Source organism: Pseudomonas sp. B3G-3 (genome assembly GCF_028640915.1).
In the GTDB taxonomy this organism is placed as follows: Bacteria; Pseudomonadota; Gammaproteobacteria; order Pseudomonadales; family Pseudomonadaceae; genus Aquipseudomonas; species Aquipseudomonas chlororaphis_I.
On the sequence record NZ_JAQZAB010000057.1, the window covers coordinates 201,569 to 218,678 of the forward strand.

Sequence of the window (17,110 nt, forward strand, 5' to 3'; positions counted from 1 at the left end):
GCGGCGCAGCAGCTTTAGTCGGCCGTTGGCTCTGGTGCGGCAAACAGTTTCCTGGCTTCGGCAAAGCACTTTTCGGCGATGGCCGAGCGCGGTTCGGTCTTGCGCATCACCAGGCCCAGGGGCGCCAGCACGCTGGCATCCGGCAGGTTGATGAACGCCAGGTTCTCGATCGGATTTTCCAGGCCGCTGGACAGCGGCATGATCGAGCAACAGAAGCCTTCGTGAATCGCCTGGAACAGCTGATAGGTGGAGTCGCTTTCGAGGATCGGCTGCGGGTCGAGGCCACGGCTGCGGAAACTCAGGTCGATGGATTTGCGGTAGTGCATGCCATTGCTGATCATCCCCAGGGGCAGCTCGGCGGCTTCTTCCCAGCTCATTTCGCTGCCTTCGAAATGGAAGTGGCGGGTGTCGTACAGCAGGCCGACGCGGGTTTCGCCGATCTCGAAAAACTCGAAATAGTTCGGGTTCACGTGGTCCAGATAACACACCCCCAGGTCCAGCTGGTTGTTGCCCAGACCCTCGATGATCTGGTCCGAACTCATGGACGACAGGGCGAACTTGAGTTCCGGGAAACTCTTGGAAAGCCCCTGGACGTAGCCGATCGGGTTGAAGCTGCTCAACGGCACCAGGCCCAGGCGCAGGCTGCCGACCAGTTGGCCACGGCACGCGGCGGCCTCGGCGAACAGCCCATCATGGGCGGCGAGCAGGGTCCGCGCCCAGGCCAGCACCCGTTCGCCGGCCTCGGTGAAACCTTCGAAACGCTGGCCGCGCTTGACCAGCACCAGGTCCAGCTCGTCCTCCAGATTGCGCAAGCGCATGGACAGGGTCGGCTGGGTAATGTGGCAGCGCGCCGCGGCCTGGCCGAAGTGTCGGGTCTGGTCCAGGGCGATAAGGAACTTGAGTTGTTTGATGTCCACGGTGGCACCTGCTGAGAAAGGGATTTGATGTCAGGGGTAAGGTTGCTGTCCAGGATGCACGAAGTGTCCGGACATCCCGATCCGACCTTTGGAGGAAAAGACTGTGCACCTGTTCGGTGGCACGCGGAGCTGTTAAAAAAGCGCTGTTAAAAACCGCCGTTAAAAAAGTAGCTCAGGGGTATTGAAGTTGCTCAGGCGCGGGTCGTCCTCGGCGCAGACCAAGGCTTGCGGCCGGTGCTTCGACAAGGCGCGTTGCAGGCTGCGCTCGCCGGCGTCCCAGTCTTGTTGCAGGCTCGCCAGCAAGGTCTTGGGGATCAGGCTGAACATGGGTTGCCAGTGGCCGGCCTGCTGCACCATCAGCACCGAGTCCGCGGCGGGGCGCGCCGCCAGCATGGCGCTGATCAGCGCGGCGTCGATTTTCGGCGCGTCGCAGGCGAACACCAGCAGCCACGGATGACGCGCCACCGCCAGGCCGGCGAGCACACCCGCCAGCGGGCCCGGGAAATCCTTCTGCGAATCCTCCACCAGTTGGTCGGCATAGGCCCGGTACTGCTCGGCGTTGCGGTTGCAGGAGATGATCAGGTCGTCGCTGAAGGGCCGGACCGCCGCCTGTACATGGGCGATCAGCGGCTTGCCCTGCCAGGGCAGCAAACCCTTGTCCCGTCCGCCCATGCGCGCGCCACGGCCGCCGGCCAGCAGCAGTACCGAGCAGGGGATGGACAAAGGGGAAGCAGGACAGGTCGGGGTCATGGTTCAAGGCACGCTGGTTGGGTATCGGGACGATCTCATTGTCGCCGCCGCGAGTCCAATCGGAAGTATCGAATGGGCAATCAAAAGGCTCTATCGACCGTGGATTTCACCCGCGCCGAACCGCGTTTTCCAGGGAAAAAAGCCTTGATAGATGGGCTCGATAAAGTGGTCGGCCAGAGTGATTAGACACTGACGGTTTCAGCGCTTTAGCCTCTGGCAATGGTTTTTATGACTGCCTGCCGGAGAAAGACATGAGCGTGAAATCGGATGCATTGTTTGTCCCCCTGAATATTGCCGTGCTGACCGTCAGCGACACCCGCGAATACGCCACCGATACCTCCGGGCAATTGCTCGTCAGCCGCCTGCTGGAAGCCGGCCACACCCTGAGCGAGCGCAACCTGCTCAAGGACGACCTGTACAAGATCCGCGCCCAGGTCGCGTTGTGGATCGCCGATGAAAATATCCAGGTGGTGCTGATTACCGGCGGCACCGGCTTCACCGGACGCGACAGCACCCCCGAGGCGGTGAGCTGCCTGCTGGACAAGCAGATCGACGGTTTCGGCGAACTGTTCAGGGCGATCTCCATCCTCGATATCGGTACTTCCACCGTGCAGAGCCGGGCCCTGGCCGGGCTGTCCAACGGCACCCTGGTGTGCTGCCTGCCGGGCTCCACCGGCGCCTGCCGGACCGCCTGGGAAGGCATCCTCGCCGAGCAGCTCGACGCTCGCCACCGGCCGTGCAATTTCGTGCCGCACCTCAAGCAGGTGCAAGCCTGCGGGACCCGCGGATGAGCCCCTCACCGCTGATGCCGATGGAGGAGGCCATCGCCCGCTTGCTGGCCATGGCCGAGGCGCAACGCTTGCAGGACAGCGAGCCGGTGGCGCTGGGCGAGGCGCGGCAACGGGTGCTGGCCAGCGACCTGGTGGCGACCCTGGACCTGCCGCCCTGGCCGAACAGCGCCATGGACGGTTATGCCTTGAACCTCGAGGGCTGGGACGGGCAGCCGCTGGCGGTGTCACAACGCATCTTTGCCGGCCAGCCCCCCGAGCCGTTGCTGCCGGGCACCTGCGCGCGAATCTTCACCGGCGCGCCGCTGCCCGAGGGCGCCAACAGCATCGAGATGCAGGAGAACGTCGAGCAGCTCGACGACGGTCGCATCCGCTTCAAGCAGCCGCTGAAGGCCGGCCAGAATATCCGCGCCCAAGGCCAGGAGAATCGCGCCGGGCAAGTGCTGCTGCGTGCCGGCAAACGCCTGGGGCCTTTCGAACTGGCCATCGCCGCGGCCCAGGGTTGTACCCATCTGCCGCTGGTGCGGCGACCACGGGTGGCATTGCTGTCCACCGGCGACGAGCTGGCCGAGCCGGGTACGTCCTTGCGCCCCGGCTGCATCTACAACAGCAATCGCACCCTGCTCAGCCACTGGTTGAGTGCCCTGGGCTGCGAGGTGATCGATGCCGGGATTCTCCCCGACCAGCCACAGCAGACCCGGCTGCGCCTGGAGCAGCTGCAGTGCGCGGCGGACCTGATCCTGACCACCGGCGGCGTGTCCGCCGGCGACGCCGATTGCCTCGGCCAGGTGCTGCGCGAGTGCGCCACCCCGGTGTTCTGGAAACTCGCGATAAAACCCGGCAAGCCGCTGACCGTCGGACGCTTCGGCAGGGTGCCGGTGATCGGCCTGCCCGGCAACCCGACCTCGGCCCTGGTGACCTTTGGCCTGCTGGCCCGGCCTTACCTGTTGCGCATCCAGGGTGTCGAGGAGGTGATGCCATTGAGCTTCCCGGTCAGCGTCGGTTTCGACTGGCCGAAAGCGGGCAGCCGCCGCGAGTACCTGCGGGCCAGGCTGGAGGAGGGGCGCGCCGTGCTTTATCCAAACCAGAGTTCCGGCGTGTTGCTGGGTGCTTCCTGGGCCGATGGGCTGGTGGAGATTCTCGAGGGCAGCACCTTGCGGGTCGGTGAGCCGGCGCGGTTCATTCCATTCAGCGAATTGTTCTAGCGGCGCTACTTGGGCGGCAGGCGCAGGGCCCTCAGATCTTCCAGTGCTCCGCGCTTTTCGCCAGGCGCTGGCGCATCTCGTTGAGGTTGGCCACCAGTTGCCGGGTCAGCAGGCGATAGCCGTCCAAGGCGGTGTAGACCGAGGTGTCGAGGGTCGAGGAGGGCGGGCCATCCAGGGGCCGCCCCAGGCGTCTGGTGGCGCCGGATTGCAGGGCGCGGGCCATGCCCACCAGCTGGATGCGCACCTGCCGATGCTCGTGCTTGAGCACCTGTTGCAGTTGCTCGCGAGCCTGTGGGTCGCTGAGGTTCGGCCGGGTATTGCCGAGGATTTCCAGGGTGCTGAAGCACATGCGCAGGTTGCGCTGGATGGCGTCCAGTTCGGTCATGGAGATCCGCACTTCCTTGGACACCGAGGGCATCAGCGAGCGCAGTTGCAGCAAGGTGCTGTTGAGGCGCCCGAGCAACTTCAGGTGTTCATCGTCGGTCACCGACTGGCCGCCGATGATGCGTCCGTAAAGGGTGGCGCAGTCGCGCAAGGCGCTGGCCAGGTTGTAGCGCCAGGAATACACCGCATACAGCGGAATGGCGAAGGAGAAGGCCAGGGCCAGGGCGATGCCGATCAGGATGTCCACCGTGCGCCACAGGCCATCGCTGACGTGGTTGTCGCCATGGCCGGCGACGATGAACACAGTGATCGCCGCCAGCAACGCGGTGTAACCGCCCTTGCCGATGGCGTGATAGGAGAAATACCCGCACACCACCGACATCCCCAGGTAGGTCAGCCAGGACATGCCCAGGTAAGCCTGCTGCACCACCAGCACCAGGCCGACGCCCGCGCCGATCAGGGTGCCGATGGCCCGTTCCGCGGCTTTCTTGCCGATATTGCCGTGGTGCTGCAAGCCGCCGATCACCACCAGCATGGTCACCGACGCCCATTCGCCGTGGGGCAGATTGAGGCCGGTGGTCAGCGCGATGGTGGCCAGCAACCCCAGGGCCACGCGCACCGCATGGATCAGCTTGGCGTAGCGGTAGCGCCGATACGGGTCCAGTACCGGGAGCAGGAATCGACGCAACAGCGGCGGCAGGCGAAAGGATCGCCAAGGGGTTGGCAGGCCCAGGGGAAATTCTCCGTTTCTAGAAAATGTAATCGGTGGTCAGGAAGCCCGACTCGCGGTTACGGATGATGTCGCTGATCAGCTCCTTGTTGCTCTCCTGGAACTTGGTGGCCACCAGGGTGCGGATCGAGAAGGTGCGCAACGCGTCATGCACAGACAGCGTGCCTTCGGCGGAGTTCTTGCGCCCGTTGAACGGGTAGGTGTCCGGGCCGCGCTGGCATTGGGCGTTGAGGTTGATCCGCCCGACCTGGTTGGCGAAGGCGTCCACCAGCCGCCCGACTTGTGCCGGTTGGGTGCCGAAGATACTCAGCTGCTGGCCGAAGTCCGATTCCAGGACGTAGTCGATCACCGTTTCCAGGTCGCGATACGGCACGATCGGCACCACCGGGCCGAACTGCTCTTCCTGGTACACGCGCATCTGGCTGTTCACCGGGTACAGCACCGCCGGGTAGAAGAACGAGGCCCGCGCTTCGCCACCGCCGGGGTTGACCACCTTGGCGCCCTTGTCGATGGCGTCGGCCACCAGGGCGTGCAGGTAATCGACCTTGCCCGACTCCGGCAGCGGCGTCAGCGCCACCCCCGGTTCCCACGGCATGCCGGGCTTGAGGCTGAGCAGCTTGGCGTTGAATTTCTCGATGAAGGCATCGACCACGGTTTCATGGACAAAGAGGATCTTCAGCGCGGTGCAGCGCTGGCCGTTGAACGACAGAGAGCCGGTGATCGCCTCGTTGACCGCGTTATCCAGGTCCACCTCCGGCAGCACGATGCCAGGGTTTTTCGCGTCCAGGCCCAGGGCGGCGCGCAGGCGGTGCGGCTTGGGGTGCAGTTTCTTCAGGTCGCTGGCGGCCTTGTTGGTGCCGATAAAGGCGAAGATATCGATCTTGCCGCTGGCCATCAGCGCGCTGACGGTTTCCCGGCCGCTGCCGTAGATCACGTTGATCACCCCGGCCGGGAAGCTGTCGCGGAAGGCTTCCAGCAGCGGGCGGATCAGCAGCACGCCGAACTTGGCCGGCTTGAACACCACGGTGTTGCCCATGATCAGCGCCGGGATCAGGGTGGTGAAGGTCTCGTTCAGCGGGTAGTTGTACGGGCCCATGCACAGGGCCACGCCCAGCGGCACGCGGCGGATCTGGCCGAGGGTGTCCTGCTCCAGCTCGAAGCGGCTGGAGCGGCGGTCGAGTTCCTTGAGGGCGTTGATGGTGTCGACGATGTAGTCGCAGGTGCGGTCGAACTCTTTTTCCGAGTCCTTGAGGTTCTTGCCGATTTCCCACATCAGCAGCTTGACCACCGCCGAGCGCTGTTCGCGCATGCGCCCGAGGAAGGCTTCGACGTGCTGGATGCGTTCGGCCACGCGCATGGTCGGCCAGGCGCCCTGGCCACGGTCGTAGGCGCGCACGGCGGCGTCGAGGGCGGTCAGCGCGGTGTCGGCGTCGAGCAGCGGGGTGCTGCCGAGAATCACTTGCTCGTCGCCATTGGCGGTGTCCAGGTACACCGGGCTGCGCACCAGGGCCAGGGGCCCGTTCCAGGTCTGCAACTGACCGTCGACCAGGTACTCGCGTTGCTCGACCTGGCCGTCCAGGCGGTACTGCTCGGGGATGTCGGCGGCGACGGGAAACAGCGTGTTCAACAGATGGGCTGTGGTCATGACTCTATTCCGTAATGGCAATGGGCAATGCACCGGCGGGCTGGATAGCGCACCGGCGCTGACGGGCGAGACGGGTCTTCAAGGTTTGTTTCTACGGGTATACGCCTTGATGTCTCGGGTCTTTAGCAAAAAGCTGGGCCAAAATGGCGGAAAGTCGTGCAGCAGAGGTGTGATGGTGTGGTTCTTTGGGCCAAGAGTAGCCGCTTTTTCCCATGGAAAAACAGCCTTTGTTTCAACCGGCGCTGAACAATTGGCGGATCAGCTTGGGGGTGCTGCCGGTCCAGCGCTTGAATGAGCGGCGGAAATTCGCCGCGTCGTTGAAGCTCAGGTACTCGGCGACTTCCTCGTTGCTCAGGCCCTTGATCCGGTACAGGTACAGCGCCACATGCTTGCGCACCAGGTCCGCCTGCTGCTAGAAACCGCTGCCGTGCTTGTGCAGCTTGCGCTTGAGGGTGGCCGGGCTCATGCCGAAGGCCTGGGCCGTCTGTTCCAGGCTCGGCGCCTGGCGCACCTGGGCTTGCAGGTAGCGGTAGACGCAGTCGAGAAAGCTTGAGGCAAAACCCAGTTGCTCGAGCTGGCCCGGGGCTTCCTGGCGCGCCACCTGGCCGGCGGTGGCCGAGGCGTTGGGCCAGGGCTGGGTGAGGAATTCGCGGGGGATGCGCATCAGGTCCATGGCCATCGAGGCCATCGGCTTTGTGCCCGGCACCAGCGAGCGCCTGGCCGCCAGCGAACGCGACGGCCTGTTGCTGCTCGACGCCCAGGCCGCGGCCGACAGCCGCCAGTACCTGCCCCTGAGCAAGGAGGCCCCGGACTACCCGCAACGCGCCCTGGACAAGAACATCGAAGGCGACTGCACCGTGGAATACAGCGTCAACCCGCAAGGCAAGGTGGAGAACCCCAAGGTGCTCGATGGCTGCCACCCGCTGTTTATCCGCCCCTCGCTGGCGGCGGCCAACACCTTCCGCTACCAGCCGCGCATCGTCGACGGCCGGGCGGTGTCGGTGCCCGCGGTGCGCAACACCTTCCACTAGCGCATCAAATAGCCCCGGCTGTTGTTCTTCAGCAGAAACGGCCGGCCGCTGCTCGATCGCCCGCGTAGCGGCGGTCTCCAGGACACCGCGTTATCGTTGACGGTTTTTCGCGGGCAAGCCTGCTTCTGTAGGAGCGCAGCTTGCGCGCGATAAACGATAACGCGGTCCACCGGTAGACCGCGGCGTCCCCATCGTGGGCAAGTCGGATCGACGCCCGCTCACTCCCGTATTTTTCTGTCAGCGCGAAGCGTGGTGGCCGGCGAGGAAAACAGTGCAGTAACGCCTTTGATCTGATGTGGAATTGAACAGAAACTTTCTCACTGTTTTCATTCGCTTCAGATTGAATATCCAGTAGTTTCGCTAAATGTTTTTTGAGAGGATTTGTAAGATATTTTTATATAAGGCGATTCTTAAAGTTTCATATAAGGCTTTTCTGAAAATAAGTCGGTTTTTTTATTTGGGTAATGTTTGGTGGTATAAAGCCAGCCCTCCTTTCGGCAATATGCTCTGAGTATTTCATGTCTCAATATTTTTGGAAAAATTTTCCCGGAATTTTTGCGCTTGTCTTTTCATTTTTCTGTTTGAAAGCGCAAGCAAGCTGCATTGTTGAAATGAGCGGCGTTAACGTCGGTACGCGCACCGTCACCTTGTCAGTGACACCGTCCGAATCCTTTGATCCCAGTGTTCCTGACGGCACGGTCTTGTACAGTTCCACAGCACAAGGAAAGGAGCAACCGGGGGTAGCCTATTGCTCCAGTTCCATTGGCCGTATCGAGTATAGGGGGGTAGGGGCCGTGGGAAGGTTCAACACCTATGCGACTTCGGTTTCTGGTGTAGGTATTCGTATCCAATACTATTTCAGTGGATGGTGGCCACAAGGAACTTGGGAAGGCTCCACGGATTACCCTATGTATGCTTACACCCCTTCCGTAAAAATCGAGTTGGTAAAAACCGGCCCTATTACTGCGGGGGGGCGGATGACGGGGCTTGTCGGTACCTTTACGGCTCTCGATCACGGCATGGATTTTCAGCGTTATGTAATCAGCGGCAATCTGGAGATCAAGCCGAGAGTACCTACGTGTACCGTATCGACCCCCACTATCGCCGTGGGCATGGGCAAAGTACACGTCAGCGCGGTGGCCGATAAGGGCGCTACCAACCCCGCACGCCCCCTGGAGATTCGTTTGCAATGCTCGGGTGGAGATGTGGGTGCCCACACCAGAATGTTCATGACCTTGAGCGACGCCGCCGACCCGAGCAATCAGTCCAGTACGTTGTCCCTGTCGCGTTCATCCACTGCCACGGGAGTGGGTATCCAGATACTGCGCGGTGATAACACGCTGGTCAGCTTTGGTCCTGACTCGGCGGTAGCTGGCAATCCGAATCAGTGGCAAGTCGGTGAGTTCGGTAACGACCAGGTGAGCATTCCGCTCAAGGCTCGTTATATCCCGACCGGTGGCGTGGTCGGCCCCGGAACAGCCGATGCTGCTGCGACCTTCACCATGAGCTACCAGTAGCCAGGCGGACGCTCTCCATTGCGCGGCCAATCCAACACTCCCGCTTATCACGCTCAAATGCTCTTGTGCTGCTGCGGGAGCCGCCGGCCGCCACTTGATTGTCCGCGTAGCGGCGGTCCCAGGCCCCTGCGTTATCGTTGACGGTTTTTCGCGGGCAAGCCTCGCTCCTACAGAAGCTCCGCAATCCTGTAGGAGCGCAGCTTGCGCGCGATGAACGATAACGCGGTCCACCGGTAGACCACGACGCTGCCATCGTGGGCAAGCGTCTGCACCGGCCTGGCCGCAGATGCCCCCCTCGCTGGCCCGCAATGCCCTCAGGCCGTGGCGGCGCCTGCCTTAGTGTTGGCTCTGGGTCGATCCCGACCGTCACCCGAGAGGAACACCATGCCGGCACCGACTGCCTCGCTGCGGTTTTCATCCGTCACCAGGCTGTATCGCCTGGCGCGCCTCGCGTTGTGGCTGGCGCTGGGCGGGCTGCTGGTTGCCTGTGGCGACCAGAGCGCGCCGCCATCGGCGGCCGTGCAACAACTGCCCGACGATTCGGCGCTGGCGCGGATCTACGACAGCAGCTGCAAGCTCTGCCACACCAACCCGGCGTCCGGCGCGCCGCTGACCGGCGATGTCCAGGCCTGGCGCCCGCGCATCGTCCAGGGCGCCGACACCCTGCTGGACCACAGCATCAACGGTTACAACGGCATGCCGCCGATGGGCCTGTGCATGCAGTGTTCCGAGGCGCAGTTCCTCGCCCTGATCCGCTTCATGTCCGCACAAGACCTCCAATAACCCGGCACAGGGACACAGGCATGACCATGCACCTCACACGACGTCAGTTGCTGCAACGCAGCGCAGTAGTCGGGACGTTCGGCGCGCTGACCAGCAACCCGCTGCTGGCCGAGCTGGCGCGGGCGCCACGGCTGATTCCCTGGCGCAACTGGTCCGGTGCGCAAAGCTGCCTGCCCCTGGCGCGGCTGGCGCCCAAGGACCTGGACGAGCTGGTGCAGGTGATTCGCCAGGCCCCGGGCAAGATCCGTCCGGTGGGCGCGGGGCATTCCTTCAGTGCCCTGGTGCCCACCGACGGCACGCTGCTGTCGCTGAGTTTCTTCAGCGGCCTGCTCAGCCACGATGCCGCCACCTTGCAGGCCGAGTTCGCCGCCGGCACGCCGATGTCGCGCATGGGCGCGCCGCTCAAGGCGATCGGCCAGGCCCTGCCGAACATGGCCGACATCGACTACCAGACCCTGGCCGGGGCCATCGCCACCTCGACCCACGGCACCGGCGTTGGCTTCAAGTCCTATTCAGCCCAGGTCCGCGGCCTGCAACTGGTGACCGCCAGCGGCGAGGTGCTGGACTGCGACGGCAGCCGCAACGCCGAGGTCTTCAGCGCCGCACGGGTGTCCCTCGGCGCGTTGGGCGTGGCCACCCGGGTGCGTCTGCAGAATCGCCCGGCCTATCGCCTGCGGGAAAAACAGTGGATCGCCAAGACCGAGGAACTGCTCGAAGACCTGGCGAAAAACACCCGTGACAACCAGCACTGGGAAATGCTGGTGGTCACCCATTCCGACTACGCGCTGTCGATTGCCCTGAATGAAACCGAAGACCCGGCGACCCCACCGGTGGACCCGGCACAAGAGGGCGGCAACGAGTTCGTCAGCCTGATCGAGAACCTCGACAAGTACCTCAGCGACTTTCCTGAGACCCGCCGCACCCTGCTCAACAGCCTGCGGCATTTCGCCAGTTTCGACGACCGGGTCGGCGACTCCTACGAGGTCTACGCCAATGTGCGCAACGTGCGCTTCAACGAAATGGAGTACTCGGTGCCGGCCGAGCACGGCCCGGCATGCCTGCGGGAAATCCTCAAGCTGATCCGCGACAAGGACCTGCGCACCTGGTTTCCCATCGAGTACCGCTACGTCCAGGCCGACGATATTCCCCTGAGCATGTTCGAGGGCCGCGACAGCTGTTCGATCTCGGTGCACCAGCACTACGGCATGGACCACCACAACTTCTTCGCCGCCGTCGAACCGATCTTCTGGAAATACGCCGGCCGCCCGCACTGGGGCAAGTTGCACAGCCTCAACGCCCGGCAGTTGCAGGCGCTGTACCCGCGCTGGCGGGAATTCACCCGGGTGCGCGAGGCGCTGGACCCCGGCGGCAAGTTCCTCAATGCACACCTGTCGTCCATCCTGGGCGTGGTCTGAAGGGAGAAAAAAGCATGAATCGACGCAACTTCCTGCTCGGTACCGCAGGTGTCGGCGCGTTGTTGGCGGGGGTGGGTGCCTGGCTGCGGCCCGCCGACCGGGGCGGGCCCTACAGCGACTATTTCCGCGTGCTGAACCAGGAACTCAAGGCCCACGGCCCGATGCGCCCGGTGATGCTGATCGACCTCGACCGCCTGGACCACAACATCGATATGGTGCAGCAGTCGGTCAAGCGCGGCGGCAAGCAGCTGCGGCTGGTGGAGAAGTCCCTGCCATCGCCGGAGCTACTGGCCTACATCGGCCAGCGCGCCGGCACCCAGCGCCTGATGTCGTTCCACCAGCCGTTCCTCAACCACGACGCCCAGCGTTTTCCCGAGGCCGATATCCTGCTGGGCAAGCCGCTGCCGGTGCGTTCGGCGGAACTGTTCTACCAGGGCCACAAAGGCCCGTTCGACCCGGCCCGGCAGTTGCAGTGGCTGATCGACACCCCGGAACACCTGCAGCAATACCTGGCCCTGGCCCGAGGTTTGGGCACCCGGTTGCGGATCAATATCGAACTGGACGTCGGCCTGCACCGCGGCGGGGTGAAGGACAGCCTCGAACTGGGGCCGCTGCTGACTCTGATCGCCGCCAACCCCCAGCACCTGGAGTTCGCCGGCTTCATGGGCTACGACCCCTTTGTCGGCATGGGCGTGCCGGGCATTCTCGGCTCGCCCGAAGCGCTGTTCGCCAAGGTCATGCAGCGCTACCAGAGCGCCGTGGACTTCACCCGGCAACGCCATCCGGCGCTCTGGCAGCCGGGGCTGACCCTGAACACCGCCGGCAGCCCCAGCTACCGCATGCATGAGCAGGAACAGTTGAGCAGCGAAGTGTCGGTGGGCACGGCGATGCTCAAGCCGACCCACTACGACCTGCCGTCCCTCAGCGAACATCGGCCGGCGGCCTACATCGCCACGCCGGTGCTGAAAAGCACCGGCCCGGTGCGCATCCCGGCGCTGGACGACAAGTCGAAGCTGTTCGCCTGGTGGGACCCGAACCAGCGCGAGACGTTCTTCATCTACGGCGGCAACTGGCTGGCCGAGTTCGAGTCGCCCTCGGGGCTGCAAAGCAACGGCTTGTTCGGCCGCAGTTCCAACCAGGAGATGGTCAACGGCTCGCCCGCCGTGGGCCTGGGGCCGGACGACCAGGTGTTCCTGCGGCCGATGCAGAGCGAAGCGGTGCTGCTGCAGTTCGGCGACCTGCTGGCGGTGCGCGGCGGGCGGATCGTCGACAGCTGGCCGGTCTACAGCTAGGTTTTTGCGCTGTCCTCGAGGTCTTTCGCGGGCAAGCCTCGCTCCTACGGCGTGCGCGTTCTGCTTCTGTAGGCGCGCAGCTTGCGCGCGATGAACGATAACGCGGTCCGCCTGGCATTCCGCGGTGCAGCCGTCGCGGGCAAGTCGGATCGCCGCCCGCTCGCTCCTACATCACAAGCTGAACGGAATCGTCAGCTTGGCCCACAGCATCTCGCCCTCGGGCCGGTTCTCCACGTCGAACTCCTTGGCCCAGCGGATCTCCGCGCTGGCGTACTTGAGGAAGGTCAGGTACAGCGCCGGGCCGATGGCGAACACCTGGCCGCGCACGCCGTCGTCCACGTCCTCGCCAAGAAACTGCACGGTGCGGCCGTACTGTTTGTCGTCGGTGGTCTGCTTCAGGTAGTAGCCGTTGAGCCCCAGGCTCAGGTTGTCGGTCACCTTGTAGCTGGCGGAATAGTCGAAGTGGAAGATCTGCCCGGACTTGTAGTCGGTGGCGTGGTTTTCCTCGTTGAAGCTGTAGGTGGTCTTCAGCGACAGCTCGGTGCGCGGGGTGGGCAGCCAGGTCACCGAAACCAGCGGCTTGTAGGTGTAGAAGTTGTTGCTGGTATTGGCCAGGCGCGTCGCGTCGTACTTGCCGGTGGGAACGGTTATTTCCACGGCGGCGCCCAGGGTCAGGTTCTTGCCCATGTCCCACAGGATGATCGGCGCGATGGTGGTGTCGCCCATGCTTTCGCGCTGGTCCTTGAGGCCGAAGACTCCCACCTGCTGGCGCAGATAAGGTTGCGCCATGTAGCCGCCGAGGCGCCCGCCGAACAGCCGCAGCGGGCTCAGGTAATCGAGGCGGGGAATGATCGCATCCGAGACGATCCGCACGTCCGGCACCTTGCCGCCCAGGGAGCTGATATTCAGCTTCCGTGCCTCGTAGTGGTTGTAATAGAGGTTGAAGGCGAACATGTGGTCCGGCAGGCCGTTGACGTCCAGCGGCAGGATGAAAAAGCCGTCGGTGCCGGTGCCGATGTTGTCGACCCCGGACTCGGTGGCCGGTGCCAGGGCGGGCAGGGCGGCGATACAGGCCAGGCTGGCGGCGAGGCGCCGGGAGCGATGCGTGCGGGTCGAATTCATGTTCGGGCTCTTATTATTGTCAGTGGGCGCGCAGTTGGCCGGTTTCCGGCCGCCTCATAGGAATAAGCCTTCGGCGCCTGGCCAGGCAGGGTATTGGCGGCCACTGAGGGGGACTTTCGCGGCCAGCCTGCAATGACTTGTTACATCCTTCCATGAGCGCGAGCGGAAAACGCTATGCTGAGTGAGCGCTCGCCTCGCCCTGGCGGTGATGGGAGCGGGGCGCATAACCAGAATAAGAATTGCAGCCGAACCGGCTCGGGACCCGATGCCCATGCAGACCAAAGCCGTCGATCCACAGTACCAACTGGCCCTGGTTTCACCCTTCTTGTTGCAGACCCTGGCCGAAGTCGCCGGCAGCCACGGCGTCGACCCGCACGCCCTGTGCCGCGGCCTGGGCTTTACCCTCGACGACCTGCAGGACCCCGCGCAACGCATCTCCTACCGCCAGGCCGTGGCAATGATCCAGCGCGCGCTCAAGGCCTTGCCGCAGCAGGGCCTGGGCCTGTGGGTCGGGCACCAGAACGTGCTCGGCACCCTGGGCCTGCTGGGGCATGTGCTGTCGCTGTGCAAGACCCTGCGCGATGCCTTCGACATCGGCCTGCGCCATCAGCACACCACCGGCGGCCTCGCCAGCTGCACCATCCAGCAACAGGGTGACGAGTTTTTTGTCGAGGCCGAATGCCGGCTGCCTTACAGCGACGTGCAGATATTTGCCGTCGAAGAGTTCTTCGCCAGCCTGCCGGTCTATGGCCGGGCCCTGGTCGGCGCCGACTTCAAGCCGCTGCGGATCGAGTTCACCCACGCCGCCCCGGCTTATCGGGACGAGTACCTGCGCCTGCTAGGGCCGGATGTGCACTTCGGCTGCCTGCACAACCGCATGGTCATCGCCGGCCACTGGCTGGACATGCGCCTGCCCAACCACCACGCCGTGGCCCTGCGCCAGGCGCTCAAGCTGCTGGAACTGGAAAGCGCCCAGGTGCACCGCAAGCTGGACCTGATCCAGGCGGTGGAGCGGGCCATTTCCCGCGACCTGACCCAGGGCAGCCATATCGAGCAGGTCGCCAGCGACCTGAACATGAGCGGGCGCACCCTGCGCCGACGCCTGAGCGAGCACGACCTGACCTTCGAAGCGCTGCTGGAGCAGGTGCGCCGGGCGCGCACCCTGAGCCTGCTGGCCAACCCGCAGCTGTCCATCGAGCGCATCACCGAGGCGGTGGGCTACAGCGACGTGCGCAGTTTTCGCCGGGCATTCAAGCGCTGGACCGGCCTGAGCCCCAGCGCCTACCGGGAAGAGGGCGGCCAGTTGTAGGGCATGGCTTGCGGCGGCGTGACGATTCACCGCGCAGGTCCATGCGTGCCTAAACCCCCACAAATTGTGGTGCGCCGGGTAAACTTCGGGCTTTCTTCAAGGAGTCGCTATGAGTTACTACCAGCCGGGCATTCTTGCCACCCCCGTTCCGACCCAGGCTCGTCACCTGTTTTTCGCCCTCGAATCCATCGAGGCGCTGCCGGCGGCGATCGATCGCTTGCTGGCGCTGGTGGACGGGAAAACGGCGGTAGCGGGTTTCGGCGCGTCGCTGGTCAAGGCGCTGGGCGCCCGCGTGCAGGGGCTCAAGGCCTTCCCGGCGCTGACCGGGGTCGGCGTCGACAACCCTTCGACCCAGCACGCGCTGTGGGTCTGGCTGCATGGCGAAGACCGCGGCGAGCTGCTGCACCGCAGCAACGCCCTGGAGGCCGCCCTGGCCCCGGCGTTGCGCCTGGTGCAGATGAACGAAGCCTTCCGCCACAAGACCGGCCACGACCTGACCGGTTACGAGGACGGCACCGAAAACCCTCACGATGAAGACGCCATCGCCGCGGCCCTGGCCGAAGGCGTCGATGGCCTGCGCGGTGGCAGCTTCGCCGCGATCCAGCAGTGGCAGCACGACTTCAAGGGTTTTGCCGCGATGCATCAGGAGGAGCGCGACAACATCATCGGCCGCCGCCTGAGCGACAACGAAGAGCTGGACGACGCGCCGGACTCGGCCCACGTCAAGCGCACCGCCCAGGAGAGCTTCACCCCCGAGGCCTTCATGGTGCGCCGCTCGATGCCATGGATCGAAGGCGACAAGGGCGGCCTGATGTTCCTCGCCTTCGGCCACAGCCTCCACGCCTTCGAAGTCCAGCTGCGGCGCATGAGTGGCCTGGAAGACGGCATAGTCGACGGCCTGTACCGCATGAGCCGGCCGATCACCGGCGGTTACTACTGGTGCCCGCCGCTGCAGGACGGCCGCCTCGACCTGCGCGCCCTGCAAGCGGTCTGACCGGCCAATGGACACAGCAGGAGAGGGCATGCGGCCCGTACGCTGGGGCATGATCGGTTGCGGCAGCGTCACCGAACGCAAGAGTGGCCCGGCCTTCTACAAGGCGCCGGGCTCGGCCCTGGTGGCGGTGATGGGCCGGCGCCTGGAAGCGGTGCGGGACTATGCGACACGCCACGGCATCGCGCGTTTCTACACCGATGCCCAGGCGCTGATCGACGACCCCGAAGTGGACGCGGTGTACATCGCCACGCCCCCCGACAGTCACCACGCCTACAGCTTGCGGGTGGCCGCCGCCGGCAAGCACTGCTGCGTGGAAAAGCCGATGGCGTTGAACGCCGGGCAAAGCCTGGAAATGCAGCAGGTTTTCCAGCAGGCCGGATTGCACCTGTTCGTGTCCTATTACCGCCGTTCCCTGCCGCGCTTCCAGCAAGTGCGGCAATGGCTGCGGGACGGGCGCATCGGTGAGGTCCGCCACCTGAGCTGGACCCTGACCAAGGCGCCGTCCGAGGCCGATCGCAATGGCGGCAGCAACTGGCGCACCGACCCCCAGATCGCTGGCGGCGGTTACTTCGCCGACCTGGCGAGCCACGGCCTGGACCTGTTCCAGTACCTGCTGGGGGACATCACCGAGGTCGCCGGTTTCACCGCCCGGCAGGCCGGGCTGTACAGCGCCGAGGACGCAGTGAGCGCCAGCTGGCGTTTCGCGAGAGGCGCCCTGGGCACGGGGGCCTGGAACTTCGTCGCGGACCGTCGGGTGGACCGGGTGGAGATCATCGGCAGCCAGGGGCGTATCGGCTTCTCGGTGTTCGACGAGCATCCGCTGCAGTTGGACGCCGATGAACAGCTGAGCCTCTTCATCGACAACCCCGAACATATCCAGTGGCACCACGTGCTGGGCATGAACGCCCATATCCGTGGCCAAGCACAGCACCCGGCCCTGGCCGCCGAGGCGCTGAAGACCGACCGGATCATGGACCTGATCCTCAAGCGCGGTTAGGCCTTACGGAACGTGCACGATCTTCTTCTGTAAACGATAACGCGGTGCGCCAGGCCAACCGCGTCGCGGCCTTCGCGAGCAAGCCGGATCGCGCCCGCTCACTCCTACGGATCGTGCGCGACCTTCTTCTGTAGGAGCACAGCTTGCGTGCGATGAACGATGACGCGGTGGATCAGAAATTCCGCGTCGCGGCCTTCGCGGGCAAGCCTCGCTCCTACGGATCGTGCGCGA

At 64.5% G+C, this 17,110-nt stretch carries 14 protein-coding genes and 2 pseudogenes; 10 read left to right on the forward strand and 6 right to left on the reverse strand.

Annotation, left to right across the window (positions count from 1 at the left end):
• Positions 1-14: 14 nt before the first annotated feature.
• Positions 15-917 carry a LysR family transcriptional regulator gene (locus PVZ80_RS02075; RefSeq protein WP_009049723.1) on the reverse strand — a complete coding sequence of 301 codons (903 nt, stop codon included), beginning with the start codon at positions 915-917 and terminating at the stop codon, positions 15-17.
• 159 nt (positions 918-1,076) lie between these two features.
• On the reverse strand, positions 1,077-1,667 hold the full coding sequence (mobA, locus tag PVZ80_RS02080) for a molybdenum cofactor guanylyltransferase MobA (protein WP_023964542.1): 591 nt from the start codon (positions 1,665-1,667) through the stop codon (positions 1,077-1,079).
• A gap of 251 nt (positions 1,668-1,918) precedes the next feature.
• On the opposite strand from mobA, the gene moaB reads away from it, so the two are divergent.
• Positions 1,919-2,458: a molybdenum cofactor biosynthesis protein B gene (gene moaB / locus PVZ80_RS02085; RefSeq protein WP_038577944.1), complete on the forward strand. Its 540-nt coding sequence runs from the start codon at positions 1,919-1,921 to the stop codon at positions 2,456-2,458.
• Positions 2,455-3,660, forward strand: coding sequence for a molybdopterin molybdotransferase MoeA (locus PVZ80_RS02090; RefSeq protein ID WP_273863368.1), 1,206 nt, complete (start codon positions 2,455-2,457; stop codon positions 3,658-3,660). The genes moaB and PVZ80_RS02090 overlap by 4 nt, the downstream gene beginning before the upstream one ends.
• A gap of 31 nt (positions 3,661-3,691) precedes the next feature.
• Here the strand turns inward: PVZ80_RS02090 and PVZ80_RS02095 are convergent, their stop codons facing one another.
• The 3 genes and pseudogenes from PVZ80_RS02095 to PVZ80_RS02105 form a co-directional block, all read right to left on the reverse strand.
• Positions 3,692-4,732: an FUSC family protein gene (locus tag PVZ80_RS02095; protein WP_016701848.1), complete on the reverse strand. Its 1,041-nt coding sequence runs from the start codon at positions 4,730-4,732 to the stop codon at positions 3,692-3,694.
• A 61-nt stretch (positions 4,733-4,793) separates the two neighbouring features.
• Complete coding sequence (locus PVZ80_RS02100; protein WP_009049718.1) at positions 4,794-6,419, reverse strand: NADP-dependent glyceraldehyde-3-phosphate dehydrogenase; 1,626 nt, start codon at positions 6,417-6,419, stop codon at positions 4,794-4,796.
• Between the two features lie 232 nt (positions 6,420-6,651).
• Positions 6,652-7,092: pseudogene (locus PVZ80_RS02105) on the reverse strand (helix-turn-helix domain-containing protein); the annotation flags it as partial.
• An 82-nt stretch (positions 7,093-7,174) separates the two neighbouring features.
• Here PVZ80_RS02105 and PVZ80_RS02110 point away from each other — a divergent pair.
• The 5 genes and pseudogenes from PVZ80_RS02110 to PVZ80_RS02130 all read left to right on the forward strand — a co-directional run.
• Positions 7,175-7,450: pseudogene (locus PVZ80_RS02110) on the forward strand (energy transducer TonB); the annotation flags it as partial.
• A 518-nt stretch (positions 7,451-7,968) separates the two neighbouring features.
• Positions 7,969-8,967, forward strand: a complete 999-nt coding sequence (locus PVZ80_RS02115) for a fimbrial protein (protein WP_273863369.1) — start codon at positions 7,969-7,971, stop codon at positions 8,965-8,967.
• A gap of 384 nt (positions 8,968-9,351) precedes the next feature.
• The gene (locus tag PVZ80_RS02120; protein ID WP_273863370.1) at positions 9,352-9,750 is read left to right on the forward strand and encodes a c-type cytochrome; all 399 of its coding nucleotides are present in this window, start codon (positions 9,352-9,354) and stop codon (positions 9,748-9,750) included.
• Between the two features lie 86 nt (positions 9,751-9,836).
• Complete coding sequence (locus PVZ80_RS02125; protein ID WP_273863373.1) at positions 9,837-11,165, forward strand: D-arabinono-1,4-lactone oxidase; 1,329 nt, start codon at positions 9,837-9,839, stop codon at positions 11,163-11,165.
• A gap of 83 nt (positions 11,166-11,248) precedes the next feature.
• Positions 11,249-12,457: a DSD1 family PLP-dependent enzyme gene (locus tag PVZ80_RS02130; protein ID WP_273863374.1), complete on the forward strand. Its 1,209-nt coding sequence runs from the start codon at positions 11,249-11,251 to the stop codon at positions 12,455-12,457.
• 171 nt (positions 12,458-12,628) lie between these two features.
• Here PVZ80_RS02130 and PVZ80_RS02135 read toward each other — a convergent pair whose 3' ends face one another.
• A complete protein-coding gene (locus PVZ80_RS02135; RefSeq protein ID WP_009049714.1) occupies positions 12,629-13,579 on the reverse strand; it encodes a SphA family protein in 951 nt (316 codons plus the stop codon).
• A gap of 271 nt (positions 13,580-13,850) precedes the next feature.
• Here PVZ80_RS02135 and PVZ80_RS02140 point away from each other — a divergent pair, with 271 nt between their 5' ends.
• The 3 genes from PVZ80_RS02140 to PVZ80_RS02150 all read left to right on the forward strand — a co-directional run bounded on the left by PVZ80_RS02140 (position 13,851) and on the right by PVZ80_RS02150 (position 16,879).
• Positions 13,851-14,888: an AraC family transcriptional regulator gene (locus PVZ80_RS02140; protein WP_273863371.1), complete on the forward strand. Its 1,038-nt coding sequence runs from the start codon at positions 13,851-13,853 to the stop codon at positions 14,886-14,888.
• A gap of 109 nt (positions 14,889-14,997) precedes the next feature.
• Positions 14,998-15,882 (forward strand): Dyp-type peroxidase, encoded by an 885-nt coding sequence (locus tag PVZ80_RS02145; protein WP_124340438.1) that lies wholly within the window; start codon positions 14,998-15,000, stop codon positions 15,880-15,882.
• 28 nt (positions 15,883-15,910) lie between these two features.
• A complete protein-coding gene (locus PVZ80_RS02150; protein WP_273863372.1) occupies positions 15,911-16,879 on the forward strand; it encodes a Gfo/Idh/MocA family protein in 969 nt (322 codons plus the stop codon).
• The last annotated feature ends 231 nt before the right edge of the window (positions 16,880-17,110 follow it).

What these genes read in the sequence shown, in the direction of transcription:
- mobA (WP_023964542.1), bottom strand. Translation starts at nt 1,667, where the DNA reads ATGACCCCGACCTGTCCTGCTTCCCCTTTGTCCATCCCCTGCTCGGTA.
- moaB (WP_038577944.1), top strand. Translation starts at nt 1,919, where the DNA reads ATGAGCGTGAAATCGGATGCATTGTTTGTCCCCCTGAATATTGCCGTG.
- PVZ80_RS02090 (WP_273863368.1), top strand. Translation starts at nt 2,455, where the DNA reads ATGAGCCCCTCACCGCTGATGCCGATGGAGGAGGCCATCGCCCGCTTG.
- PVZ80_RS02100 (WP_009049718.1), bottom strand. Translation starts at nt 6,419, where the DNA reads ATGACCACAGCCCATCTGTTGAACACGCTGTTTCCCGTCGCCGCCGAC.
- PVZ80_RS02115 (WP_273863369.1), top strand. Translation starts at nt 7,969, where the DNA reads ATGTCTCAATATTTTTGGAAAAATTTTCCCGGAATTTTTGCGCTTGTC.
- PVZ80_RS02120 (WP_273863370.1), top strand. Translation starts at nt 9,352, where the DNA reads ATGCCGGCACCGACTGCCTCGCTGCGGTTTTCATCCGTCACCAGGCTG.
- PVZ80_RS02135 (WP_009049714.1), bottom strand. Translation starts at nt 13,579, where the DNA reads ATGAATTCGACCCGCACGCATCGCTCCCGGCGCCTCGCCGCCAGCCTG.
- PVZ80_RS02140 (WP_273863371.1), top strand. Translation starts at nt 13,851, where the DNA reads ATGCAGACCAAAGCCGTCGATCCACAGTACCAACTGGCCCTGGTTTCA.
- PVZ80_RS02145 (WP_124340438.1), top strand. Translation starts at nt 14,998, where the DNA reads ATGAGTTACTACCAGCCGGGCATTCTTGCCACCCCCGTTCCGACCCAG.
- PVZ80_RS02150 (WP_273863372.1), top strand. Translation starts at nt 15,911, where the DNA reads ATGCGGCCCGTACGCTGGGGCATGATCGGTTGCGGCAGCGTCACCGAA.